This window comes from Kitasatospora sp. NPDC036755 (genome assembly GCF_040636595.1).
Lineage (GTDB): Bacteria > Actinomycetota > Actinomycetes > Streptomycetales > Streptomycetaceae > Kitasatospora.
Genome location: NZ_JBEZUT010000005.1, coordinates 1 through 24,044 on the forward strand (window position 1 = coordinate 1; position 24,044 = coordinate 24,044).

At 74.0% G+C, this 24,044-nt stretch carries 18 protein-coding genes and 1 riboswitch; of the genes, 9 read left to right on the forward strand and 9 right to left on the reverse strand.

Going from position 1 to position 24,044, the window contains the following annotated elements; all coding sequences use genetic code 11:
* Nucleotides 1-100 precede the first annotated feature (100 nt).
* From AB0E96_RS01715 to AB0E96_RS01730, 4 genes are all read left to right on the forward strand, one after another.
* Nucleotides 101-1,261 carry a hypothetical protein gene (locus AB0E96_RS01715; protein ID WP_359817262.1) on the forward strand — a complete coding sequence of 387 codons (1,161 nt, stop codon included), beginning with the start codon at nucleotides 101-103 and terminating at the stop codon, nucleotides 1,259-1,261.
* A gap of 279 nt (nucleotides 1,262-1,540) precedes the next feature.
* Nucleotides 1,541-2,932, forward strand: coding sequence for an NADP-specific glutamate dehydrogenase (gdhA, locus tag AB0E96_RS01720; RefSeq protein ID WP_359817264.1), 1,392 nt, complete (start codon nucleotides 1,541-1,543; stop codon nucleotides 2,930-2,932).
* 139 nt (nucleotides 2,933-3,071) lie between these two features.
* Complete coding sequence (locus AB0E96_RS01725) at nucleotides 3,072-3,956, forward strand: AraC family transcriptional regulator (RefSeq protein ID WP_359817265.1); 885 nt, start codon at nucleotides 3,072-3,074, stop codon at nucleotides 3,954-3,956.
* Between the two features lie 265 nt (nucleotides 3,957-4,221).
* Entirely contained in the window at nucleotides 4,222-4,986 is a 765-nt protein-coding gene (locus AB0E96_RS01730) for a VOC family protein (protein WP_359817266.1), read from the forward strand.
* On the opposite strand, the gene lnt is transcribed toward AB0E96_RS01730, so the two are convergent.
* From lnt to AB0E96_RS01745, 3 genes are all read right to left on the reverse strand, one after another.
* Complete coding sequence (lnt, locus tag AB0E96_RS01735) at nucleotides 4,962-6,560, reverse strand: apolipoprotein N-acyltransferase (protein ID WP_359817268.1); 1,599 nt, start codon at nucleotides 6,558-6,560, stop codon at nucleotides 4,962-4,964. The two genes, AB0E96_RS01730 and lnt, sit on opposite strands and share 25 nt — an antisense overlap.
* Nucleotides 6,561-6,834: 274 nt before the next feature.
* The gene (cobN, locus tag AB0E96_RS01740; RefSeq protein ID WP_359817270.1) at nucleotides 6,835-10,458 is read right to left on the reverse strand and encodes a cobaltochelatase subunit CobN; all 3,624 of its coding nucleotides are present in this window, start codon (nucleotides 10,456-10,458) and stop codon (nucleotides 6,835-6,837) included.
* Nucleotides 10,455-10,619, reverse strand: a complete 165-nt coding sequence (locus tag AB0E96_RS01745) for a hypothetical protein (protein WP_359817272.1) — start codon at nucleotides 10,617-10,619, stop codon at nucleotides 10,455-10,457. Before AB0E96_RS01745 ends, cobN begins: the two co-directional genes overlap by 4 nt.
* Nucleotides 10,620-10,684: 65 nt before the next feature.
* A riboswitch (cobalamin riboswitch) is annotated at nucleotides 10,685-10,770 on the reverse strand.
* A 217-nt stretch (nucleotides 10,771-10,987) separates the two neighbouring features.
* Here AB0E96_RS01745 and AB0E96_RS01750 point away from each other — a divergent pair.
* The 3 genes from AB0E96_RS01750 to cobJ all read left to right on the forward strand — a co-directional run bounded on the left by AB0E96_RS01750 (nucleotide 10,988) and on the right by cobJ (nucleotide 14,501).
* Entirely contained in the window at nucleotides 10,988-12,274 is a 1,287-nt protein-coding gene (locus tag AB0E96_RS01750; RefSeq protein WP_359817274.1) for a hypothetical protein, read from the forward strand.
* A complete protein-coding gene (locus tag AB0E96_RS01755; protein WP_359817276.1) occupies nucleotides 12,271-12,897 on the forward strand; it encodes a precorrin-8X methylmutase in 627 nt (208 codons plus the stop codon). The genes AB0E96_RS01750 and AB0E96_RS01755 overlap by 4 nt, the downstream gene beginning before the upstream one ends.
* A gap of 116 nt (nucleotides 12,898-13,013) precedes the next feature.
* On the forward strand, nucleotides 13,014-14,501 hold the full coding sequence (gene cobJ / locus AB0E96_RS01760; RefSeq protein WP_359817338.1) for a precorrin-3B C(17)-methyltransferase: 1,488 nt from the start codon (nucleotides 13,014-13,016) through the stop codon (nucleotides 14,499-14,501).
* A 159-nt stretch (nucleotides 14,502-14,660) separates the two neighbouring features.
* On the opposite strand, the gene AB0E96_RS01765 is transcribed toward cobJ, so the two are convergent.
* Nucleotides 14,661-16,400 carry a TIGR03767 family metallophosphoesterase gene (locus AB0E96_RS01765; protein ID WP_359817278.1) on the reverse strand — a complete coding sequence of 580 codons (1,740 nt, stop codon included), beginning with the start codon at nucleotides 16,398-16,400 and terminating at the stop codon, nucleotides 14,661-14,663.
* A gap of 330 nt (nucleotides 16,401-16,730) precedes the next feature.
* Between AB0E96_RS01765 and AB0E96_RS01770 the strand changes: the two genes are divergently transcribed.
* Nucleotides 16,731-18,011 (forward strand): cobalt-precorrin-5B (C(1))-methyltransferase, encoded by a 1,281-nt coding sequence (locus tag AB0E96_RS01770; RefSeq protein ID WP_359817279.1) that lies wholly within the window; start codon nucleotides 16,731-16,733, stop codon nucleotides 18,009-18,011.
* A gap of 250 nt (nucleotides 18,012-18,261) precedes the next feature.
* A complete protein-coding gene (locus AB0E96_RS01775) occupies nucleotides 18,262-19,791 on the forward strand; it encodes a UDP-N-acetylglucosamine 1-carboxyvinyltransferase (protein WP_359817281.1) in 1,530 nt (509 codons plus the stop codon).
* A gap of 153 nt (nucleotides 19,792-19,944) precedes the next feature.
* On the opposite strand, the gene AB0E96_RS01780 is transcribed toward AB0E96_RS01775, so the two are convergent.
* The 5 genes from AB0E96_RS01780 to AB0E96_RS01800 all read right to left on the reverse strand — a co-directional run bounded on the left by AB0E96_RS01780 (nucleotide 19,945) and on the right by AB0E96_RS01800 (nucleotide 23,979).
* Nucleotides 19,945-20,448, reverse strand: coding sequence for a DinB family protein (locus tag AB0E96_RS01780; protein ID WP_359817283.1), 504 nt, complete (start codon nucleotides 20,446-20,448; stop codon nucleotides 19,945-19,947).
* Nucleotides 20,449-20,653: 205 nt separating this feature from the next.
* Entirely contained in the window at nucleotides 20,654-21,403 is a 750-nt protein-coding gene (locus tag AB0E96_RS01785) for a cobalt-precorrin-6A reductase (RefSeq protein WP_359817340.1), read from the reverse strand.
* Nucleotides 21,403-22,164 (reverse strand): precorrin-4 C(11)-methyltransferase, encoded by a 762-nt coding sequence (gene cobM / locus AB0E96_RS01790; RefSeq protein ID WP_359817285.1) that lies wholly within the window; start codon nucleotides 22,162-22,164, stop codon nucleotides 21,403-21,405. The genes AB0E96_RS01785 and cobM overlap by 1 nt, the downstream gene beginning before the upstream one ends.
* Complete coding sequence (gene cbiE, locus AB0E96_RS01795) at nucleotides 22,161-23,474, reverse strand: precorrin-6y C5,15-methyltransferase (decarboxylating) subunit CbiE (protein ID WP_359817287.1); 1,314 nt, start codon at nucleotides 23,472-23,474, stop codon at nucleotides 22,161-22,163. Before cbiE ends, cobM begins: the two co-directional genes overlap by 4 nt.
* A gap of 61 nt (nucleotides 23,475-23,535) precedes the next feature.
* On the reverse strand, nucleotides 23,536-23,979 hold the full coding sequence (locus tag AB0E96_RS01800; protein WP_359817289.1) for a gamma-glutamylcyclotransferase family protein: 444 nt from the start codon (nucleotides 23,977-23,979) through the stop codon (nucleotides 23,536-23,538).
* Between the last annotated feature and the right edge of the window lie 65 nt (nucleotides 23,980-24,044).

Consider the following 24,044-nt stretch of genomic DNA (forward strand, 5'->3'; position numbering starts at 1 on the left):
GGCAGGTCGGTGTGCTGGGTGTGGAGGCCGGTGAAGGCGGTGGCCCAGTCGATGGTCACACCGGTGGTGTGGAGCGAGCCCAGGGCTGCGAGGAGCCGGGGTGCGACGGGAAGGGCCGCTGACCCGGCTCTGGCGCAACCGGCGCCGCCGGCCGCCGGTGGACTGGCGGGGCCGGCTGAGGGCCTGGTGGCCGCATGCCCGCACCGCGCTGCCGCGCCGGGCCGGTGCGGTCGTCCTGCTGCTCCTCGCCTTCGGGCTGCTGCTGTGGGCGGGGGCGGTGATCCGGCATCCGGTCGAGGCGGGGCAGAAGCTCGACCTCTCGCCCGCCGGCGCCTTCGGCGGCCCGCTGCGGACGGCCGGCGACCACGCGGCCCGGCAGGTGGTCGGACAGCTCGGCGCGGGGCTCGTCGCGGCCGCCGTGATCGCCTTCTTCCCCGCCCGGCTGGGCATCGGCACGGCGCTGTTGACCGGGGCCGGGTCCCTCGCCATCGGCTACCTGCGGCTCGGTCCGCCGATGACGGCGCTGGAGACGCCCCAGGCGGTGGCCGACCGGGTGGTCGTGTTCGAGGGCGGCATGGGGAGCTGGGCCGGCATCGCGGCGGTGGTGGCGGTGGTGGTCTCACTCGTCCTGATCGAGCGGGCCTCCAACCGGCTGCTGAAGCCCGCCCAGGAGGCCCGCCGGCAGGTCCGGGAGGCCTGGCGGCGGCTGGACGCGCGGAGCGCGGCGCGGTCGTCCGGTGGCCCCACCGCCGGGCGGGACGCGGCCGCGGAACGGGCGCGGAGCGGGCCGTCCGGTCGGTGGCGGCCGGGCGGCGCGGGTACGCGGGACCGGGTGCGGTTCGCGCTCGGCACGACGGCGGTGCTGGTGCTGCTGCTGTGGGCCGCGGTCGAGGTCCGGCTGGCGGCCACCGGGGTGCACGGCACGCCCGACTCCTGGGGGACCGGGCAGACCGGCGCGGCCTACCAGGCCGGGTTCGTCCTGCTGCTGACGGTGGTGTCGCTGGTGAGCACCCTCGGGACGCCGGCGACCGCCCGGGGGCTGTTCGCGGTCTGGGTCCCGGCCACCCTGTTCCTGGGCGCCTGGCCGGGGCCGCTGGGCCCGGTCGAGGCGCTGCGGATCCCGGTGTTCGAGGGGCTGTTCCGGGCGGTCGCGGGGCTGTGGGGGCACGGGGCCTTCTGGGCCGCACTGCTGGTGGCGCTGCCGCTGGCGGCGTACGGCGGGCTGCGGACGGTCCGGGGAAGCGCGGGGCGGCGCGGCTGACGGATGGCGATGGCCGCGAAGCCCGGCCGACGGGTGACGGCGAACGGATGACGGCGAACGGATGACAGATGACAGCTGACAGATTTCGAAATCTGTCAGCTGTCATCCGTCAGTGGTCATCTGTCGCCTGTCATCCGTCGGCCGTCGGTTTCCAGCATGTGGATGCTTCAGGACCCGCCGTGTGGACACTGCGACACTGGCCGCGTTTCCTGGGCACGTCCCTCAGGCCCGCCGGGACACTGCGCACGCCCATCGACGACACGGAAGGGTCCTGATCAGATGCCGACGACCCCCGCCACCCCCCGCTCCTCCGCCTCCTCCTTCGACGCCGAACAGCGCGCGATCGAGGCGCTCTACGCCGACGTGGTCCGCCGCAACCGGGGCGAGGACGAGTTCCACCAGGCCGTCCACGAGGTGCTGGAGACCCTGGCGCCGGTGCTCGCCCACCGGCCCGAACTCCTCGACGCCCGGATCATCGAGCGGATCTGCGAGCCCGAGCGTCAGCTGATGTTCCGGGTGCCGTGGACGGACGACTCCGGCGACGTCCACGTCAACCGCGGCTTCCGGGTCGAGTTCAGCAGCGCGCTCGGCCCGTACAAGGGCGGGCTCCGCTTCCACCCCTCCGTGAACCTCGGGATCGTCAAGTTCCTCGGCTTCGAGCAGATCTTCAAGAACGCGCTCACCGGTCTGCCCATCGGCGGCGGCAAGGGCGGCTCCGACTTCGACCCCAAGGGCCGGTCGAACGCCGAGATCATGCGGTTCTGCCAGTCCTTCATGACCGAGCTGTACCGCCACCTCGGCGAGTACACGGACGTGCCGGCCGGGGACATTGGCGTCGGCGGCCGGGAGATCGGCTACCTCTTCGGTCAGTACAAGCGGATCACCAACCGGTACGAGAGCGGTGTCCTGACCGGAAAGGGGCTCGGCTGGGGCGGCGCCCAGGTCCGCACCGAGGCCACCGGCTACGGCTGCGTCATGTTCACCTCCGAGATGCTGCACAGCCGCGGCGAGAGCCTGGACGGCCGCCGGGTGGTCGTCTCCGGGTCCGGCAACGTGGCGGTCTACGCGATCGAGAAGGCGCAGCAGCTCGGCGCGACCGTGCTCACCTGCTCCGACTCCTCCGGCTACGTGGTGGACGAGAAGGGCATCGACCTCGACCTGCTCAAGGAGGTCAAGGAGGTGCGGCGCGGCCGGGTCTCCGACTACGCCCGGCTGCGCGGCAGCCACGTCCGGTTCGTCGAGGGCCCGGGCGTGTGGAGCGTGCCCTGCGACGTCGCGCTGCCCTGCGCCACCCAGAACGAGCTGACCGAGGCCGACGCGCTGGCCCTGGTGCGCAACGGCGTGCTGGCCGTCGCCGAGGGCGCGAACATGCCCACCACCCCAGAGGCGGTGCGGGTGTTCCAGGAGGCCGGAGTGGCCTTCGGTCCGGGCAAGGCGGCGAACGCGGGCGGCGTCGCGACCAGCGCCCTGGAGATGCAGCAGAACGCCTCGCGCGACTCCTGGACCTTCGAGCACACCGAGGAGCGGCTGGCCGGGATCATGAAGCACATCCACGACTCCTGCTTCACCACCGCCGAGCGCTACGGCCACCCGGGCAACTACGTGGTCGGCGCGAACATCGCCGGCTTCGAGCTGGTCGCCGACGCGATGCTGGCCCAGGGCCTGATCTGAGCCGCTGAACCGTCGAGCTGCCGAGCTGCCGAGCCGGAACCCGGCGATCGGTACCCCACCGGAGCGGGCACCGATTGTCGGGTACGGAAGAGTGGCTCCTTCCTACGGTGGAGATCATCAAAGGAAGGACGGGGTTGGCGTGCTGGAGCATCTGAACCGGGCGATGGACCGGATCGAACGGGATCTGGATCGCGAGGTCGACGTGGCCGAGCTGGCGCGGATCGCGATGACGTCGGAGTACCACTTCCGGCGGCTGTTCTCGATGCTCGCCGGGATGCCGCTGTCGGAGTACGTCCGGCGTCGGCGGCTCACCGTCGCGGGGGCCGAAGTCCTGGACGGTGAGCGGACGTTGCTCGACGTCGCGGTCCGGTACGGGTACTCCTCGGGGGAGGCTTTCGCCCGGGCGTTCCGGGCCATGCACGGCGTCGGGCCGGGCGAGGCCCGGCGCGACGGTGCGGTGCTCGTCTCGCAGCCCCGGATGTCCTTCCGACTCGTCGTGGAAGGAAGCAGCAGCATGGAATACCGGATCATCGAGAAGCCGGAGTTCAGGATCGTCGGCAGGAAGGCCCGGGTCACGCTGATCTACCTCGGGATCAACCCGGGTATCGCCGAGTTCGTCAAGGGGCTCGGCAAGGAGACGGTCGAGCGGATCGCGGCCCTGTCCGGGAACGACCCGGAGGGGATCCTGTCGGTGAGCGACGACTTCTCGCCGAACCGCGAGGAGGGGTCCGAACTCGACTACTGGCACGCGGTGGTGGCGCGCGACGGGGTCGCCGTCCCGGCGGACCTGGACGTGCTCGACGTCCCGGCCGGCACCTGGGCGGTGTTCACCAACACCGGGCCGTTTCCGCAGGCCCTGCAGGAGATGTGGGGGGACGTGGCGAGCCAGTGGTTCCCGTCCAACCCGTACGAGGCCAGGCCGGGCCCGGAGATCCTCCGGACCCGGTTCGTCCCGGGGACGGCGGAGGCCGAGGCGGAGCTGTGGATCCCGGTGGCGCGGGCCGTGCGTGCCGCGCAGAGCTGACGAATGACAGATGACAGCTGACAGATTTCGAAATCTGTCAGCTGTCATCTGTTTTCTGTCTTCTGTGATCTGTTCTCTGTGATCCGTCCGCCCGCTCCCCGCCTGCCCCGCCTCCGTCTGCCCCCGCCCGCCCTCCGGCCACCCCCCGTTCGGCCCACCACCGCCCGCCAAGCGCCGCCCCCGCCCCGCATGCTGGGGCAGGAGGTGCGGGGGCCGAGGCGCCGAACACCCGGGAGTTCCCGAGCAAGCTGCGAGGACAGACGCCATGAAGCAGACCTCCGTGACCACCAACGCCCCCTGCTGGACCGAGCTGGGCACGTCGGATCCGGCCGCCGCCCGGGCCTTCTACACCGAGCTCTTCGGCTGGCAGGCGGACGACACGGCCCGCCCCGGGGACGAGGACTACACCCAGATGCTGGTCGGGGGCGCCCCGGCCGCCGCCATCACCCCGCGCTACGCCCCGCAGCAGCCGATCGCCTGGACGGTCTGCATCGCGGTGGCCGACGCCGACGCGACCGCCGTGAGGATCAAGGAGTCCGGTGGGCAGATCCGGAAGGACCCCACCGACGTCTTCGACTTCGGCCGTTTCTCGGTGGCCGCCGACCCGTCCGGCGCGGTGTTCATCCTCTGGCAGGGCCGGGCCTTCAAGGGCGCCGGAGTGTTCGACGAGCCCGGCTCGCTCGGCTGGGTGGAACTGCTCACCCGCGACCCGTCCGGCGCGCTCGACTTCTACCCGGCGGTGTTCGGCTGGTCCGTCGCCCCGTCCGAGCACTACCCCCAGTGGGGTCTGGACGGTCAGGACTTCGGCGGCCTGCTGACGATGGACGACCGCTTCCCGCCCCAGGTGGGGCCGCACTGGCTGCCGTACTTCGCGGTCGCCGATGTCGACAACACCGTGGGCCGGGCGGCGGCGCTCGGCGGGGACGTGCCGATGCCCGCCACCGGTGTGCCGGGCGGCCGGCGGATCGCCGTGCTGCGCGACCCCCAGGGCGCCGCGTTCGGCGTCTACACCGCCGGCGCCGAGGGCTGACCGGCCCGCCGGAGGGCGCGCGAGCGGCGCCACCCGGTCACGGCCACCGCCGCCGCCCCCGCCGTGACCAGCAGCGCCCCCAGCGGCACCACGTCGCCGATCCGGTCGTACCAGGTCAGCGTCCCGGGCTCGGTGAGCGGGAGCCGGACGGTCAGCGCGCCGGTGGCGTCGGTGCCGAGCCGGCCGAGCTCCCGGCCCTGGGCGTCGAAGGCGGCAGAGACCCCGGTCAGCGAGGCCTGCACGGCCGGCCGGCCGGTCTCGGCGGCCCGGATCGCCGCCAGCGAGACGTGCTGCTCGGGCGCCCAGGTGCGCTGGAAGGTCGAGGTCGAGGACTGGTAGACGAGCACCCTGGCGCCGTCCCTGGCGGCCGTGCGGGCCATGTCGGGGAAGGCCGACTCGAAGCAGATCAGCGCCCCGACCGGTAGCGCGCCGCCCGCCCGGTCGGTGGCCGGCAGGACGTGGAAGGACGTGCCGGGGGCGCGGTTCTCGCCCGCGGCCCGGCTGACCCCCGCGATCCAGCCCAGCACCGGCCGCAGCGGGATGTACTCGCCGAACGGCACCAGCCGGATCTTGCGGTAGCGGTCCACCACGCCGGCGGGCGAGACCAGTACCGAGTCCTTCGAGATCCGCCCGTCGGCCTTGCGCGCGTCCTCCCCGGCGACGAGTTCGGCGCCGGTGGTCGCGGCGAGCCGACGCAGCGTGTCCAGCGCGGCCGGGTCGCGGTCGAGGTCGGCGGTGCTGCTGCTCTCGCCCCACACGACCAGGTCCACCGGCTGCCCGACCAGGCCTGCCGTGATCCGCGAGCTCGCCTCGAACCGGGCCTGCGGGTCCTCCACGATGCCGGGCTGGACCAGGGCCACGGTCACCGCCCCGTCGCGGGCGGGTGCCTCGCGCAGCGCGAACAGCAGCGGGCCGGAGGCCAGCACCAGCGCGACGGTCCCGGCGGCGACGGCCCGCGGCCGCCAGTGCACCGCCGTCAGGGCGATCAGCACCCCGGTGTTGACCGCCGCCACCGTCGCGCTGACCAGCCAGATCCCGCCGGCCGAGGCCAGTGCGAGGATCGCCGGGTGCTGCCACTGGGTGGCGCCGAGCAGCGCCCACGGCCCGCCGAGCGCGGGCCAGGACCGCGCGTACTCGGTCGTCACCCAGACGGCCGGTACGAGCAGCAGCGCGAGCAGGGCCCGACGGGCGGTCAGCCGGGGGTGCAGCAGCCGGTGCACGGTGTACCCGACGGCGCCCTGCAGCGCCCCGAACAGCACCGAGATGACCGGCAGGCCCGGCCCGACGGACGGGATCAGCCAGTACATCGCGGTCAGGATGAACCCCGCGCCGAACCACCAGCCGCGCACCGCGGCCTCCCGGCCCGACGGCGCCCGCTGCATCAGCAGCAGTCCGGGGACGAGCGCGATCCAGGCCAGCCAGGCCTGCCCGGGCGCGGGGAAGGCGAGCACCGGTACCGCCCCGGCCGCCAGCGCGCCGATCCGCGCGCGGTACCGGTGCGGCGCGCGGGGCTCCCGTTCCGCGGCGGCGGGCGTGCTCAGGGGCGGGCTGGTGGGGGCGGAGCGACGCGGCATGACCCGTATTGTCCGCCGGAAGGGCGTGCACCACCAGTACGCCCATCGGCCGAACGGGTGAAGACGACACGACCTTTGGAAGCAGTGGACCGGACGGCACCAGTGGACCGGATCGAACTGGCGATCCGGCCCACCGGCACCTCCGGAGTGGGCCGGGCTCCAAGGACCCCGGCCCACTCCACCCGGGACCCACCCGAGCGTGGCCTCACTCCGAGCGCGGCCTCACTCCGAGCGCGGCCTCCCCCTCGAAAGGGGCCTCAGCCGCCGCGCGGCCTCACTCCTCGCCGCCCTCCAGGTCCCCCTCGGTCTCCAGGAACGCGGCCTGCAGCTGCTCGATCAGCTCCGGGTCCGGCTGCTCCCACAGCCCGCGGCTCGCCGCCTCCAGCAGCCGCTCGCTGATCCCGTGCAGCGCCCACGGGTTGGCGCCCGCGAGGAACTCCCGGTTGACCGGGTCGAGGACGTACTCCTGGGTCAGCTTCTCGTACATCCAGTCCGCGACCACGCCCGTGGTGGCGTCGTAGCCGAACAGGTAGTCCACGGTCGCGGCCATCTCGAAGGCGCCCTTGTAGCCGTGGCGGCGCATCGCCTCGATCCAGCGCGGGTTGACCACCCGGGCGCGGAAGACCCGGGCGGCCTCCTCGGTCAGGGTGCGGGTGCGGACCGTCTCCGGGCGGGTCGAGTCGCCGATGTAGGCGGTCGGCGCCTTGCCGGTGAGGGCGCGCACGGTGGCCACCATGCCGCCGTGGTACTGGAAGTAGTCGTCCGAGTCCGCGATGTCGTGCTCGCGGGTGTCGGTGTTCTTGGCGGCGACGGTGATCCGCTTGTACGCGGTCTCCATCTCCTCGCGCGCCGGGCGACCGTCCAGCCCGCGGCCGTAGGCGTAGCCGCCCCAGACCGTGTACACCTCGGCCAGGTCGGCGTCGGTGCGCCAGTCCCGGCTGTCGATCAGCTGGAGCAGGCCAGCCCCGTAGGTGCCCGGGCGGGAGCCGAAGACGCGGACGGTGGCCTTGCGCTCGTCGCCGTGCACGGCGAGGTCGGCCTGGACGTGGGCGCGCACGTGGTTCGACTCCGGGGCCTCCTCCTGGGCGGCGGCCAGGCGCACCGCGTCGTCCAGCAGGGCGACGACGTGCGGGAAGGCGTCCCGGAAGAAGCCGGAGATGCGCAGCGTGACGTCGATGCGCGGGCGGCCCAGCTCGTCCAGGGGGATCGGCTCCAGGCCGGTGACCCGGCGCGAGGCGTCGTCCCAGACCGGGCGGACGCCCAGCAGGGCGAAGGCCTCGGCGATGTCGTCGCCGGCGGTGCGCATCGCGCTGGTGCCCCAGAGCGAGAGCCCGACCGAGGGCGGGTAGGCGCCGTCGTTGTCCGAGCGGTAGCGCTCGACCAGCGAGGCGGCGAGTGCCTGGCCGGTCTCCCAGGCGAGCTTGCTGGGGACGGCCTTCGGGTCGACGGAGTAGAAGTTGCGGCCGGTCGGCAGCACGTTGACCAGGCCGCGCAGCGGCGAACCGGACGGGCCGGCCGGGACGAAGCCGCCCTGGAGCGCGTGCAGCACGGCGTCCAGCTCGTCGGTGGTGGCGGCCAGCCGCGGCACCACCTGGGTGGCGGCGAAGTCCAGCACCTCGCGGACGGCGCCCCGGACGGCCTCCGGCAGCCCGGCCGTGACCTTCTCGACCGCCGCGGGCGCCCAGTCCTCGGCCTCCATCGCCTCGACCAGGGCGCGGGCCTTGGCCTCGGCCGCGTCGGTGGCGCCCAGGGTCGGTGCCGCCTCGTCCAGGCCGAGCGCCTCGCGCAGGCCGGGCAGGGCGCTGACGCCGCCCCAGATCTGCCGGGCCCGCAGGATGGCGAGCACGATGTTGACCCGGTCGGTGCCGGCCGGCGCCTGGCCGAGGACGTGCAGACCGTCGCGGATCTGGGCGTCCTTGACCTCGCAGAGCCAGCCGTCGACGTGCAGCAGGAAGTCGTCGAAGCCGTCGTCCTCGGGGCGCTCCGCCAGGCCGAGGTCGTGGTCGAGCTTGGCGGCCTGGATCAGGGTCCAGATCTGGGCGCGGATGGCCGGCAGCTTGGCCGGGTCCATCGCGGCGATGTTGGAGTGCTCGTCCAGCAGCTGCTCCAGGCGCGCGATGTCGCCGTAGGAGTCGGCGCGGGCCATCGGCGGGACGAGGTGGTCGACGAGCGTGGCGTGGGCGCGGCGCTTGGCCTGGGTGCCCTCGCCCGGGTCGTTGACCAGGAAGGGGTAGACCAGCGGAAGGTCGCCGAGGACGGCGTCCGGGCCGCACTCGGCGGACAGCGCCGCGGTCTTGCCGGGCAGCCACTCCAGGTTGCCGTGCTTGCCGAGGTGGATCACCGCGTGGGCGCCGAAGCCGCCGTCCTCCTGCGCGGCCTCGATCCAGCGGTAGGCGGCCAGGTAGTGGTGGCTCGGCGGGAGGTCGGGGTCGTGGTAGATCGCGACCGGGTTCTCGCCGAAGCCGCGCGGCGGCTGGATCAGCACGAGCAGGTTCCCGGAGCGGATCGCGGCGAGCACGATGTCGCCGTCGGGGTTCTGCGAGCGGTCGACGTACAGCTCGCCGGGGGCCGGGCCCCAGTGCTCCTCGACCTGCTCCCGCAGGGCCTGCGGCAGGGTGGCGTACCAGCGGCGGTAGTCGGCGGCGGGGATGCGCACGGGGTTGCGGGCCAGCTGGTCCTCGGTGAGCCAGTCCTGGTCGTAGCCGCCGGCCGCGATCAGGGCGTGGATCAGCTCGTCGCCCTCGTGGCCGCCCTCGGCGGCGTCGAACGCGGGGAGGTCGTCGCCGAGGTCCATGCCCTCGGCGCGCAGCCGCTCCAGCAGGCGCACCGCGCTGGCCGGGGTGTCCAGGCCGACGGCGTTGCCGACCCGGGCGTGCTTGGTCGGGTACGCGGACAGCACCAGGGCGAGCCGGCGCTCGGCGGCCGGGACGTGCCGCAGCCTGGCGTGCTTGACGGCGGTGCCGGCGACGCGGGCGGCGCGCTCCGGGTCGGCGGCGTAGACGGTGAGGCCGTCCTCGTCCAGCTCCTTGAAGGAGAACGGGACGGTGATCAGGCGGCCGTCGAACTCCGGCACCGCGATCTGGGTGGCGGTGTCCAGCGGGGACAGGCCGTCGTCGCTGCCCTCCCACTGGGCGCGCGACCAGGTGAGGCAGAGCGCCTGGAGGATCGGGCGGTCGAGCGCGGCCAGCGCGCCCGCGTCCCAGGCCTCCTCGTCCCCGCCGGCCTGGGCGTCGGCCGGGCGGGTGCCGCCGGCGGCGAGCACGGTGGTGACGATCGCGTCGGCCTCGCCGAGCGCGGCCAGCAGCTCGGGCTCGGCGCCGCGCAGCGAGGCGCAGTAGTAGGCCCTGGCCCGGGCGCCCTGGTCCTCGACGGCCCGGCAGAGGGTCTCCACGAAGGCGGTGTTGCCGCTCATGTGGTGGGCGCGGTAGTAGAGCACCGCGACGACCGGGCCGTCGGTCGTACGGGCTTCGCGCTCCAGCGGGCCCCAGGCGGGGGCGGAGGCGGGCGGGGCGAAGCCGTGGCCGGTCAGCAGCACGGTGTCGGAGAGGAAGGCGCCCAGTTCGGCCAGGTTGGCCGCCCCGCCGTGGGCCAGGTAGGCGTGCGCCTCGGCGGCGATGCCGGCCGGGACGGTGGACAGCTCCATCAGCTGGGCGTCGGGGGCCTGCTCACCGGTCAGCACCACCACCGGGCGGGGGCCGGCCAGCAGCGTGTCCAGGCCCTCCTGCCAGGCGCGGCGCCCGCCGAGCAGGCGGACCACGACGAGCTCGGTGCCCTCCAGCAGCGCGGGCAGGTCTTCGGGAGTGAGCCGGGCCGGGTTGCCGAGCCGGTAGCGCACCGGGCCCTCGGAGGCACGGGCACTGAGCAGGTCGGTGTCGGACGTCGACAGCAGCAGGATCATGCGAAGGCCCTCCCGGCCTCGTCGGTGGCCGGGGTGGCCGGGATCTGGGCCGGGTCGGCCGTCGGGGTGGCGGCGGCCGGGACGGCCGCGGGGTCGACCGGGGTGGTCGTGGCGGCGGTCCGGGCAGCCGTGACGGCGGCCGAGGACACGGGCGCGGGCATGCGACAGCGCTGGAACATTTCTGCCTTCCTCGGGGTCCGCGCCCCGGGCCGGTGGAGGACGGCAGGAGTTCCTGGCTCCCGCGGCCGACCGGTCTACCGGTGAACCGCGGTCACAGTGGCGGGACCGCACCGGGTTCGCACCGGTTTCCTCCCCTGCGCCGTCGCTGGCGTTCGGACGGCCCGCGGGGGACCGTCCGCCAGCATCGTACGGGGTACGGCTGACCCGGGGGGAGGGCGAGCTTTCGGACGCCCGGCGCGCGGGCCCGGCGCGCGGGGTGGACAACGGGGTGGACAGCGGCCCGCGGCGGGGCCCGGGTGTGATGCGACGGACAAGGGCAAGCGATCGGATCATCTGTATGCTCGCCGCCATGCCACCGACACCCGACGCCACCGCGCCGGGCGCCGCAGGTCCCGACCGGGAGGTGCCCGACCGGGGGCGTGCGGACGCCTGCCCCGGAGCGCTTCGTCTGCATACGGCCGACGACGGCGCCCTCGCCCGGATCCGCCTGCCCGGAGGGCTCCTGACGGACCGTCAGACGCTCGCGCTGGCCGAGGCGGCGGAGGCCCTCGGCGACGGCGAACTGGAGACCACCTCGCGCGGCAACGTCCAGTTGCGCGGCCTGGCCCCGCACTGCGCGGCCGACCTCGCCGACCGGCTGCGCGCCGTCGGACTGCTGCCCTCGGACACCCACGAGCGGGTCCGGAACATCGTCGCCTCCCCGGCGGCCGGGCTGGACACCGCCCCGGGAACCCCCGTCAGCGCCGATGTGCATTCCTGGGTAAGGGAGTTGGACGCACGGCTGTGTGCGAGCGACTGGGCGGCCGGACTCTCCGGCAAGTTCCTGTTCGCGCTGGACGACGGGCGGGGCGACGTCGCCGCGCTCGACGCCGATGTGACATTGATCGCAGGCCCGGCCGGCACCCGGCTGCTGCGCCTCGGGCGCGACGGGTACGGGCACCCGGTCGAGGCCGGGCAGGAGGTCGCGGCCGTGCTGGACGCGGCACGCTCCTTCCTGACCGCGCTGCGGACGAACGGGCGCAAGGCCTGGCACCTGCGCGAGGTCCCCGACCTGCTGCCGGCCGGCACGGTTCCGCTGCCTGCCCTCGCCGGGACCGGGCCGGCCGTCGGCGCGCTGCCCGGCGGGCTCTCGGTGGGGCTGCGCTTCGGCCGGGCGAGCGCCGGGCAGTGGCGGGCGCTGGTCGCCGCCTCGGCCGGTGAGCTGCGACTGACCCCCTGGCGAGGGGTGGTGCTGCCCGGCGCCCCGGCCGACCGGCTGCCCGGGCTCGCCTCGGTCGGCTTCCGGACCGAGCCCGGCTCGGCCTGGGAGCGGGCCACGGCCTGCACCGGGCTGCCGGGCTGCGCCAAATCGCTGGCCGACGTCCGTGCGGACGCGGCCCGGGCGCTGGACACGGCCCGGGTCCCGGACGCCGTGCGGGATCCGGCCGCGGGCGCGTCGCCCGTCCGGCTGCCCGTCCACTGGTCGGGCTGCGAACGGCGCTGCGGCCACCCGGCCGGGCGGTGGGTGGACGTGCTCGCCACGGGGCACGGCTACCGGTTGGCGGTGAACGGTGCGGCGGTCGGTGCGACGGCCGTTGATGTGACGAACGAGGAGATGGCCGAGGCGGTCGCCGAGGCCAGGAGGACCACGAAGTGATCGAGTACGAGAAGGACGGCGCGTCCATCTACCGCCAGTCCTTTGCCACCATCCGCGCGGAGGCCGATCTGGCCGCCCTCCCGGCGGACGTCTCCCAGGTCGCGGTGCGGATGATCCACGCCTGCGGGATGGTCGACCTGGTCGAGGATCTGGTGTACTCGCCCGGCGTGGTCGCCTCCGCGCGCGCCGCGCTGCACGCGGGTGCGCCCGTCCTCTGCGACGTCAACATGGTCGCGAGCGGCGTCACCCGCAGGCGGTTGCCCGCCGACAACGAGGTGATCTGCACCCTCACCGACCCGTCGGTGCCCGAACTCGCCCGGGCGATGGGCAACACCCGCAGCGCCGCGGCCATGGAGCTGTGGCTGCCCCGGCTGGAGGGCGCGGTGGTGGCCGTCGGCAACGCGCCGACCTCGCTGTTCCGGCTGCTGGAGATGATCGAGGCGGGCGCGCCGCGACCCGCCGCGGTGATCGGCGTCCCGGTCGGCTTCATCGGTGCCGCCGAGTCCAAGCAGGCCCTGGCCGAGCACCCCTCCGGCCTGGAGCACCTGGTGGTGCGCGGCCGGCGCGGCGGCAGCGCGATCGCCGCCGCCGCCATCAACGCGATTGCGAGCGAAGAAGAGTGACGGACCGTCGGAACATCGAGGACGTCGCGGGCCTCGCGAGCCTCGCGGGTGTCGAGGCCGCCGCAGGGGTCGAGGGCGCCGCAGGGGGCGAGGGCGCGGAGGGTGCCACGGGTCGGCTGTACGGCGTCGGGCTCGGCCCGGGCGATCCGTCGCTGGTGACCGTCCGTGCCGCCGAACTCATCGGCAAGGCCGACGTGGTGGCCTACCACAGCGCCCGGCACGGCCGGTCGATCGCGCGGTCGATCGCCGAGCGGTACCTGGCGGCCGGTCAGATCGAGGAGAAGCTGGTCTACCCGCTGACGGTCGAGACCACCGACCACCCTGGCGGCTACCGCGGCGCGCTGGACGACTTCTACGAGGAGGCCGCCGCCCGGCTCGCCGCCCATCTGGACGCCGGCCGTGACGTGGTGGTCCTCGCCGAGGGCGACCCGCTCTTCTACGGCTCCTACCAGCACATGCACAAGCGGCTCGCCCACCGCTACCCGACCGAGGTGGTGCCGGGCGTGACCTCGCTCAGCGCGGCCGCGGCCCGGCTCGGGCAGCCGCTGACCGAGGCCGAGGAGACGCTCACCGTCATCCCCGGCACGTTGCCCGAGGAGGAGCTGACGGCCCGGATCGCCGCCGCCGACTCGGCCGTGATCATGAAGCTTGGGCGCACCTTCCCGACCGTCCGCAGGGCCCTGGAGCGGGCGGGACGGCTGGCGGACGCGCAGTACGTGGAACGGGCCTTCATGGCGGGGGAGCGGATCGCCCCGCTGGCCGAGGTCGACGGCGAGACGGTGCCGTACTTCTCCGTCGCGGTGCTGCCGAGCAAGGTCGCGCCGCTGGAGCCCGAGGTCCGGCTGTCGGACGGCGTCGGCAGCGTGACCGTGGTCGGCACCGGGCCGGCCGGACCGCTCTGGCTGACCGCCGAGGCGCGCGGCGCGCTGTCCGAGGCCACCGACCTGGTCGGCTACACCACCTACCTGGACCGGGTGCCGGAGCGGCCTGGGCAGCGGCGGCACGGCTCGGACAACAAGGTGGAGTCGGAGCGCGCCGAGTTCGCCCTGGACCTCGCCCGGCGCGGACACCGCGTCGCGGTGGTCTCCTCCGGTGACCCGGGGGTGTTCGCGATGGCCACCGCCGTGCTGGAGGTCGCCTGCGAGGAGGCGTACCGGGATGTTCCCGTCCGGGTGCTCCCCGGGATGACCGCCGCCCACGCGGCCGCCTCCCGGGCCGGCGCCCCGCTCGGACACGACTACGCGACGGTGTCGCTCTCGGACCGGCTCAAGCCCTGGGACGTGGTGGCCAAGCGGCTGCGGGCCGCGGCCGAGGCGGACCTGGTGCTCGCGCTGTACAACCCGGGTTCGAAGTCCCGCACCACCCAGGTCGCGCTCGCCCGGGACCTGCTGCTGGAGTACCGGGCTCCGGAGACTCCGGTCGTGATGGCCCGCGACGTCGGCGGCCCGACCGAGCGGGTGCGGATCGTCCGGCTGGGCGAGCTGGACCCGGCGCTGGTCGACATGCGGACCATCCTGCTGATCGGTTCCTCGCAGACCCGGGCGGTCGAGCGGGGCGGCGGCGTGGAGGTCGTCTGGACGCCGCGGCGCTACCCGGAGGAGTGACGGGCGACGGATGACAGCGAACAGATGATGAAATCTGTTCGCTGTCATCCGTCATCTGTGATCTGTTCGCTGTTCCCTGCTCCCTGTCCGACGTTCTCCGCCGGCCGCCGGCCGCCGTCCCCTATCTGGTCCTCGTCCGGCCCCGTCGGCCCCCGACGGCTACCGGGTCGGCTTGGTGATCAGCAGCTCCGTGTTGTGGTCCGCGCCCGTGCCCAGCAGCGCCGTCGGGCGGCCGTTCGGGTCGTTGTACGACAGCTCGCGGTAGAGCGCCGCGAGGTTGGCGTCCGAGGTGCTGCCGAAGTCCGTCCCGTACGGGGCGGAGGACTCGATCAGCGTGGTGAACAGCGAGAGCGTGCCGTCCCCGTTGTCCGCGATCTCGATGATCCGCCCGTGCTGCGGGTAGTCGATGTGCGAGGCGGTGTTGATCTCCCAGAACGCCCGCTCCGGCACCGCGTGGCCGTGCGGCGTGATCTTGTTCATGTGGGTGTGCCCGTTCACCCACGCGACGACGTTCGGGTAGCGCTGGAGCAGCGCCACCAGCTCGTTGCCGTCGTGCCGACCCTCGAAGATGTTGCGCGGGTCCGGCAGTAGGTTGCCCATCGTGCCGCTGGTGTGGTGGCTGAAGACGAGGACCAGCTCGTCCGTGCTCCCGCCCGTCACCCGGCGCCCGTCCGCGTCGTACCAGTGCCCGCTGTGCGCCTGCAACTGCTGCTCCAGCCAGCGCAGTTGCGCGGTGCCCAGCGAACCGTCGGCGAACCCGGCCTGGTTGGTGGTGTCCAGGCTGATGCCGACCACCTTCTCCGAGATGCGGAAGGTGTAGTAGAGCTTGCCGCTGTTCGCCATGTCCGAGGTGAAACCGTGCCCGTACGGGCCGGCGCCGGTGACGGCCGGGTTCAGGTGGGCCTTGGCGAACTCCTTGAGCGTGAACGGCCGGCGGCGCTCGTCCGGGGTGATCTTGCGCACCAGGTCACCACTGGCGATCAGCTTCGCCAGCAGCAGCACGGCGCCCGCCGGGTCGCGGCGCAGTGAGTCCATCAGCTGGGCGGCCGTGGCGTCGTCGCAGCCCTCCAACTTGTACTGGCCCGCGTACAGGTCGTTCAGCAGTCCGAGGTCCGGCAGCGTGCCCTCGATGCTGTCGTCGTGGTTGCCGACGGTGGTGTACCAGGGCGTGCGCAGGCCCGGTGCGTCGAAGGGGCGGCCGGCGGCGTTCAGGAAGCCGGGTATCCGCGGGAAGCCCTTCGCCTTGTAGCCGTCGTTGTAGGCGAGTTCGGGGTTCCAGTAGGCGGCGTTGCCGGAACTCTGCACGCCCTCGTAGCGGTTGGGGTCGCCGGTGCTCTGGGCGAGCCGGCCGCCGCCCATGACCTTGAGGTACCAGTCGAGTTCGGCGAGCTCGTGGTTGTCGGTGTTGTCGCCGGTGGCCATCACCATGCTGAACGGCATCCCGGTGTAGGGGCCGCCGTCGAGCGAGTTGACCCGCTCGACGAGGGCCGAGACACCGCGGGCGTTCAGGGCCTCCTGCGGCCGGTAGGCGCTGCCGTTGAACTTGGCCAGGTACTCGAAGCGCACCGGGGACTCGGTGTCCACCAGGTGCAGGTCGCTGAACTGGACGAAGCTGGCCAGGCCGGTCCGGCGGTCGTCCCGCCCGGTGCTCGCCGACGCCAGGTCGCCGCGCACCACCAGCGGCCAGCCGGGTCCGGCCGCCAGCCGCTTGTACGTGCCGGTCCCGACCGGCGTGGCCACCTGTTCCAGCGTCGTCCCGGTGACCCTGACCGCCCGTGCGGCCGTCGTCGCCAGCGCCTGGTCGCGCGCCGTGGCCGAGGCGAACTGCGCGCCGCCCAGCGACAAGGCCGACCATGCGGCGGCCACCGACGTACCGGTGAGGAACGTACGCCGACTCATCCCTGCCACAAAAACCCCCACAGACTGATGGCCCGGCGGGGCGCTCGGCCCCGGCCGGGCCCATGTGTGTCATGAACCCGCTTCTGGCGGACCGCCAGATTACTCACTGGTAGGTCCGGTGGGCGAGGGCCGTGCAGAGAACACTTCGGGAACGCGGGGCGGCGTCCCTCCGCAGGTCGTGCACGCGGTCGCGCCGCGCAGCGCAGGTCTCGGCCGCCGCCACCCCGGTCGGGCCCCGTCCGGCCCGGTGGGGGAAAATCCTCGACGGCGGCCGGGGCGGTCGCCGGAGCGGAACAGGACGGCACGGGCGCCGTCAGGAACGGGGCGCAGGTGGCGGCAGCGGGATCCGAGCCGGGAACCGGGGCGGCGGGCGGCCGGGCCGGCCAGTTGAAGAGCAGTGGCCTGCGGCCCGGCTGGACGACGGGCGCCTGCGCCACCGCCGCCACCAAGGCCGCGTACACCGCGCTGCTCACCGGCGCGTTCCCGGACCCGGTGGTCATCACCCTGCCCAAGGGGCAGCAACCCGCCTTCGCCCTCGCGGCCGAGGAGCTGACTCCTGCCGAGGAGCTGACCACTACCGGGGATCCGACCGCCGGGGGAGAGCTGACCGCCGGGAAGCCGGCCCCAGTCGGGGAGCCGACCGCCGGGGAGCCGACCGCTGCCGGAACGGGCGGGCCCCGCCCCGGCGGGCTCGTCTCCGCCATGGCCGGCGTGGTCAAGGACGCGGGCGACGACCCCGACGTCACCCACGGCGCGCTGATCCGATCGACCGTCCGGTCCGGCGAGCCCGGCACCGGGGTGGTGTTCCGGGCCGGCCCCGGCGTGGGCACGGTCACCAAGGCCGGGCTGCCGCTGCCGGTCGGCGAACCCGCGATCAACCCGGTGCCCCGGCAGATGATCCGGGACGCCGTCGCCGAGGTGGCCGCCGCGCACGGCGGCAGCGGGGACGTGGTGGTCGAGATCTCCGTCGACCACGGTGAGGAGATCGCCCGGTCCACCTGGAACCCCCGGCTCGGCATCCTCGGTGGCCTGTCCGTCCTCGGCACGACCGGCGTGGTCGTCCCCTACTCCTGCTCGGCCTGGATCGACTCGATCCGCCGCGGCGTGGACGTGGCCCGGGCGGCGGGGCGCACCCACGTGGCCGGCTGCACCGGGTCGACCTCGGAGAAGGTGGTGGTCGCGGAGCACGGGTTGCCGGAGGACGCGCTGCTGGACATGGGGGACTTCGCCGGTGCCGTGCTCAAGTACCTCAAGCGCCACCCGGTGCCCCGGCTGACCATCGCGGGTGGTTTCGCCAAGCTGTCCAAGCTCGCGGCCGGCCATCTCGACCTGCACTCGGCACGGTCCCAGGTGGACAAGGGGTACCTGGCCGAACTGGCCCGGAGCGCCGGGGCGGACGAGGCGCTGGCCGGGGCGGTCGCCGGTGCCAACACCGCGCTGGAGGCGGTGCAGTTGTGCCGGGCGGCCGGAGTGCCGCTCGGGGACCGGGTGGCCGAGGCGGCCCGGGCGACGGCGCTCGGCGTGCTACTGGGCTCGCCGGTCGCGGTGGACGTCATCTGCATCGACCGCGCGGGCACCGTCGTCGGTCGGGCGGAGCCGCTCGGGCCGTGACGCGAGGCCGTGACACGAGGCCGTGACGCGGAGCTGCGAGGCGGAGCGGAGCCGCGAGGCCGGGGCGCGGGATCGCGAACCGGGGCCGCTGCCGGGGGTCGTGACAATGTCACGGCTGTCACGGCGGCGTGACAACATCGCCTGGTGATGTGAAGAACTGACGTCCATACGGGGAGAGAAACGGACAAATGGAGCAGCATGTCGGGCCCCGGTTCTGTCGTCATCTCAACCATGAGATATCGTCTGGCGAGTGACAGGCGACTACCTCACCCGTATCGGCACCCTCATCCGCACCGCGCGCCAGCACCGCGGTTGGTCCCAGGCGCAGCTCGGCGACGCCCTCGGCACCAGCCAGAGCGCGGTCAACCGCATCGAGCAGGGCAAGCAGAACGTCAGCCTTGAGATGATCGCCCGCATCGGCGAAGCGCTCGACAGCGAGATCGTCTCCCTCGGCTACTCCGGCCCGATGCACCTGCGCGTCGCCGGCGGCACCCGCCTCTCCGGCGCGATCGACGTCCGCAGCAGCAAGAACGCCTGCGTGGCGATCCTCTGCGCCTCGCTGCTGACCACCGGTCGCACCACGATCCGCAGCGTCGCCCGGATCGAGGAGGTCTACCGCATCCTCGAGGTCCTCACCAGCATCGGCGTCAAGAGCCGCTGGATCAACGAGGGCCGCGACCTCGAACTCACCCCGCCCGCCGAGCTGGACCTCGCGGCGATGGACGTCGAGGCCGCCCGCCGCACCCGCAGCGTGCTGATGTTCCTCGGCCCGCTGATGCACCGCGCCAAGCACTTCGCCATCCCGTACGCGGGCGGCTGCGACCTCGGCACCCGCACCGTGCAGCCGCACCTGACCGCGCTGCGCCGCTTCGGCCTGGAGGTCGCCACCACCGGCGGCGCCTACCACGCCTCGGTCGAGCCGGGCGCCCCGCAGGACCGCCCCATCGTCCTGACCGAGCGCGGGGACACCGTCACCGAGAACGCCCTGCTGGCCGCCGCGCGGCACGACGGCGTCAGTGTCATCCGCAACGCCTCGCCCAACTACATGGTCCAGGACCTCTGCTTCTTCCTGGAGAAGCTGGGGGTCAGGATCGAGGGCATCGGCACCACCACCCTCACCGTGCACGGCGTCCCGGAGATCACCTGCGACGTCGACTACACCCCGGCCGAGGATCCGGTGGAGGCGATGAGCCTGCTCGCCGCCGCCGTCGTCACCTCCTCCGAGCTGACCATCCGCCGGGTGCCGATCGAGTTCCTGGAGATCGAACTCGCGGTGCTGGAGGGCATGGGCCTCGACTACGACCGCACCCCCGAGTACCCGGCCCACAACGGCCACACCCGGCTGGTCGACCTCACCGTGCGGCCCTCCAAGCTGACCGCGCCGATCGACACCATCCACCCGATGCCGTTCCCCGGCATCAACATCGACAACGTGCCGTTCTTCGCCGCCATCGCCGCGGCCGCGCACGGCACCACGATGATCCACGACTGGGTGTACGACAACCGCGCGATCTACCTGACCGAGCTGACCCGCCTCGGCGCCGACGTCAAGCTCCTCGACCCGCACCGCGTGCTGGTCCAGGGCCCCACCCGCTGGCGCGCCGCCGAGATGATGTGCCCGCCGGCCCTGCGCCCCGCCGTGGTCATCCTGCTCGCGATGCTCGCCGCCCAGGGCACCTCCGTGCTGCGCAACGTCTACGTCATCAACCGCGGCTACGAGGACCTCGCCGAGCGCCTCAACTCCATCGGCGCCCGGATCGAGACCTTCCGCGACATCTGACGGACCGCCGCCCCGCCGACCGGCCTCACCTGTCGAGGCCGGTCGGCAGCACGGCAACCGACAACCCGGTGTTCAGGTACTCCACGAACACCGGGTTGTTCAGCGCCCAGCGCGAACGCCGCTCCCCGGCCCGCGCTTCGGGCTTCTCCCGGGTTACTCGCCGGTGGTGCCGTCGAGGTGTTCGCGGAGGAGGTCGGCGTGGCCGTTGTGGCGGGCGTACTCCTCGATCATGTGGGTGAGGATCCAGCGGAGCGAGAAGACCTCGTCGCCGTAGTGGCCCAGGACGTCCAACGACTCCGCCGCGGCGACGAGCTCCCTGGCGTGGTCGCACTCGCGGCGCCAGATCGCGAAGGCCTCGTCGGGGTCGGCGGCCTCGGTGTCGAACTCGGCGAAGGATCCGTCCGGATGCTTCCAGAAGCCGGGCCGGCCTTCGTCGTTGAGGACGTTGCGGAACCAGCTGCGCTCCACCTCGGCCAGGTGGCGGACCAGCCCGAGCAGGGAGAGCCCGGACGGTTCCAGTGCGCGAGCACGGAGCTGTTCCGCGCCGAGGCCCTCGCACTTCATCGCGAGGGTGGCGCGCTGGTAGTCCAGGAAGCCTGCCAGGGTGGTGAGTTCGTCGCCGGTGCGGGGGGCCTGAGGTCGCTGATCATCGCTCATCGGGCCATCCTGCCCGGCTCCCGGCGGACGCGCCCCACCTTTTCCCGGTGCGCTCCGGCCATGTCCCGGCTCCGCCACCGTCCGGTCATGGGCCGCCGAGGCGGCGCACGGGTTGAGGTCGGTTCGGCAGGCCGAGCACCGTACGGAGGAGCAGGCGAACGGCCGCCACCACTTCGGCGGCTACCATCCGTAACGGCCTTGGCCACTACCGTAGTTGTTCCAGCCAGTGCAGCGCGCCGGGGACGTCCGGCACGACCGGGACGCCGTCCGGTACGGGCGGGCGCTCCACGATGACGACGGGCAGGCGCAGGCCGCGGGCGGCGGTGAGTTTGGCGGAGGTCGCGGCGCCGCCGCTGTCCTTGGTGACCAGGACGTCGATGTCGTGCCTGCGCAGCAGCGCCTCCTCGCCCTCGATCGTGAACGGGCCGCGGTCCAGCAGGACTTCGAACGAGGGCGGCAGCGGCGGCTCGGGCGGGTCCACCGAGCGGGCGAGGAAGTGGACGCCGTCCAGGTGGGCGAAGGCGGCGACGCCCTGCCGGCCGATGGTGAGGAAGACGCGTTCCCCGCGCCGGGGCAGGAGCTCGGCCGCCGCGGCGAGGGAGGGGACGGGGAGCCAGTGGTCGCCGTCGACGCGGGTGAAGCCGGGGCGGCGCAGTACCAGCAGGGGGACGCCGGTGGCGGCGGCCGCGAGGGCGGCGTTGCGCGAGATGCCGGCGGCGAACGGGTGGGTGGCATCCACCACCGCGTCCACGCGTTCCGCGCGCAGCCAGTCCGCCAGGCCCTCCGCTCCGCCGAAGCCGCCGATCCGCACCTCCCCGGCGGGCAGCCGGGGTCGGGCGACCCGGCCGGCCAGCGAGCTGGTGACCCGGTGTGCGGTCGGGGCCAGTTCGGCGGCCAGCGTGCGCCCTTCGGTGGTCCCGCCGAGGATCAGGACGTGCCGCGACGCGTGCCGCATCACGCCCCGCAGGGCTCGTGCGGGCGCTCGCGGTCCGCCGAGTAGAGGTGGCTGTCGCGGAACTGCTCGGCGGCCAGGGTACGGCCGACGATGATGACGGCGGTGCGGACCACGCCCGCGGACTTGACCTGTTCGGCGATGTCGCCGACGGTGCCGCGCAGCACCAGCTCGTCGGGGCGGCTCGCCATCGCGACCACGGCCGCCGGGCAGTCGGCGCCGTAGTGCGGGAGCAGCTGCTCGACCACGTCGTCCACGTACCCGGCGGCCAGGTGCAGCACCAGCAGGGCGCCGCTGCGGCCGAGGGTGGCGAGGTCCTCGCCCTCGGGCATCGGGGTGGCGCGCTTGGCGATCCGGGTGAGGATGACGGTCTGGCCGACGGTGGGGACGGTCAACTCCCGCTTCAGCGCGGCCGCGGCGGCGGCGAAGGCGGGCACGCCGGGAACCACCTCGTAGGGCACGCCGGCGGCGTCCAGGCGGCGCATCTGCTCGGCGACGGCGGAGAAGACGGACGGGTCGCCGGAGTGCAGCCGGGCCACGTCCTGTCCGGCCTCGTGGGCTGCGACCAGCTCGGCGGTGATCTGGTCCAGGTTGAGCTGTGCGGTGTCGATCAGGCGGGCGCCGGGCGGGCACTCGGCCAGCAGCTCGCGCGGGACCAGGCTGCCGGCGTACAGGCAGACCTCGGCGCGGGCCAGGATGCGCTGGCCGCGCAGCGTGATCAGGTCGGCCGCGCCCGGGCCGGCTCCGATGAAGTGGACGGTCACGGGGCGTTCTCCTGAGGGGTGTCGGACATGGCGGCGTCGGGCTTGACCGAGTCGTGCCCGGCGGTGTCGGGTTCGGCGGCGTCGGGTTCGGTGGCGTCGGGTTTGACGGCGGCCCACTGGGTGACCGGCATGGCCTGGCGCCAGCCGGTGAAGCCGCCCACCGGGACGGCGTGGGCGACGGCGAGCTTGACGAGCTCCCCGCCGTGGCGCCGGTACCACTCGGTGAGCAGTGCCTCGGACTCCAGGGTCACGGTGTTGGCGACGATCCGGCCGCCGGGGCGCAGCGCGGCCCAGCAGGCATCCAGCAGGCCGGGCGTGGTGAGGCCGCCGCCGACGAACACGGCGTCGGGGGAGGGGAGTTCGGCGAGTGCGGCGGGGGCCGGGCCGGTCACCACGCGGAGTCGGGGCACGCCGAGTGCGGCGGCGTTGCGGGTGATCCGCCCGGCCCGCGCCGGGTCGCGCTCGATGCTGACGGCCCGGCAGTCGCGGTGGGCGCGCAGCCATTCGATGGCGATCGAGCCGGAGCCGCCGCCGACGTCCCAGAGCAGTTCGCCGGGGGAGGGTGCCAGCGTGGCGAGGGTCGCGGCGCGGACGTGGCGCTTGGTGAGCTGGCCGTCGCTCTCGTACGCGGCGTCGGGCAGGCCGGGGACGACGGAGCCGCGGGGGCCGTCGCCGAGGTCCACGGCGATGACGTTCAGCGGGTCGCCGGGCGGGTGCGGCCAGCCGTCGGCGGGGCCGTCCAGGTGGCGTTCCGCGGGGGCGCCGAGCTGTTCGAGTACCCGCAGGCGGGCGGTGCCGTAGCCGCGGGCGGTGAGCAGCCCGGCGACGGCGGCCGGGGTGGCGGCGTCGGCGCTGAGCACCAGCAGGCGGCGGCCGGGGTGGAGGGCGAGCGCGAGGGTGTCCAGCGGGCGGCCGACCAGGCTGACGACCTCGGTGGCCTCCAGCGGCCAGCCGAGCCGGGCGCAGGCGTAGGAGACGGAGGAGGGGTGCGGCAGGACGCGCAGGCGCTCGGCGCCGACGGTCTCGGCGAGGGTGCGGCCGATCCCGAAGAACATCGGGTCGCCGCTGGCCAGGACGGCGACGCGGCGGCCCGCGTGGGCGGCGAGCAGCCCGGGGACGGCGGGGCGCAGCGGGGACGGCCAGGGGACGCGTTCGGCGGTGGTCTCGTCGTGGGGGAGCAGGTCCAGCTGGCGGGGGCCGCCGATGACGACCTGGGCCTCCCGCAGTGCGGCCCGGGACGCGGCGGCGAGGCCGGGCCAGCCGTCGGCCCCGATCCCGACGACGGTGATCGGGGGTGGCAGCTCGGGCACCGGGTGGCTCCTCGTCGTTCGAATGGGCCAATGAGTATAAAAGTTAATCGGCCGGGGCAGCCTACCTGGCGGTTCGTCCCTCGCCGGCGCCCCAGTCCCCGGACTCGATCAGCGCCGGCTGTTCCCGCAGCCGCGCCGCGGCCCTCGGCCCGGCGAGGTAGACCCAGGCGTCCCGCAGCTCGCCCGGCGCCGTCCGCACCGCCAGCCGCCGCCGCACGTACAGCCCGGTCCCGTCCGGCCGGCAGTCCTCCAGGCGGTCCAGGGCCTCCAGGGCTCCGGCGTACGCGCCGGGGCGTACGGTGACGAGCTCACCGAGGATCCGGCGCCCGGGCGCCGGGTCAGGCACCGCGTACGGGAAGCCGGGGCCCTCGTGCAGGGCGGCGCCTTCCAGCTCCGCCGGCCGGATGTCGGCGCAGCGCCCGGCCAGGTGGACGGCGTGATTGCGGCCGCCGCTGCGCAGGGTGCCGTACACGAAGAACGGCAGGGCCTCCTCGGATGCGGACACGGGTTCGACCTCCTCGACGGGAGCGCCCACGGTACGTCCTGCGGTCCGGTTCCTGATACCGACTG

What these genes read in the sequence shown, in the direction of transcription:
- gdhA (WP_359817264.1), top strand. Translation starts at nt 1,541, where the DNA reads ATGCCGACGACCCCCGCCACCCCCCGCTCCTCCGCCTCCTCCTTCGAC.
- AB0E96_RS01730 (WP_359817266.1), top strand. Translation starts at nt 4,222, where the DNA reads ATGAAGCAGACCTCCGTGACCACCAACGCCCCCTGCTGGACCGAGCTG.
- lnt (WP_359817268.1), bottom strand. Translation starts at nt 6,560, where the DNA reads ATGCCGCGTCGCTCCGCCCCCACCAGCCCGCCCCTGAGCACGCCCGCC.
- cobN (WP_359817270.1), bottom strand. Translation starts at nt 10,458, where the DNA reads ATGATCCTGCTGCTGTCGACGTCCGACACCGACCTGCTCAGTGCCCGT.
- AB0E96_RS01745 (WP_359817272.1), bottom strand. Translation starts at nt 10,619, where the DNA reads ATGCCCGCGCCCGTGTCCTCGGCCGCCGTCACGGCTGCCCGGACCGCC.
- AB0E96_RS01750 (WP_359817274.1), top strand. Translation starts at nt 10,988, where the DNA reads ATGCCACCGACACCCGACGCCACCGCGCCGGGCGCCGCAGGTCCCGAC.
- AB0E96_RS01765 (WP_359817278.1), bottom strand. Translation starts at nt 16,400, where the DNA reads ATGAGTCGGCGTACGTTCCTCACCGGTACGTCGGTGGCCGCCGCATGG.
- AB0E96_RS01780 (WP_359817283.1), bottom strand. Translation starts at nt 20,448, where the DNA reads ATGAGCGATGATCAGCGACCTCAGGCCCCCCGCACCGGCGACGAACTC.
- AB0E96_RS01785 (WP_359817340.1), bottom strand. Translation starts at nt 21,403, where the DNA reads ATGCGGCACGCGTCGCGGCACGTCCTGATCCTCGGCGGGACCACCGAA.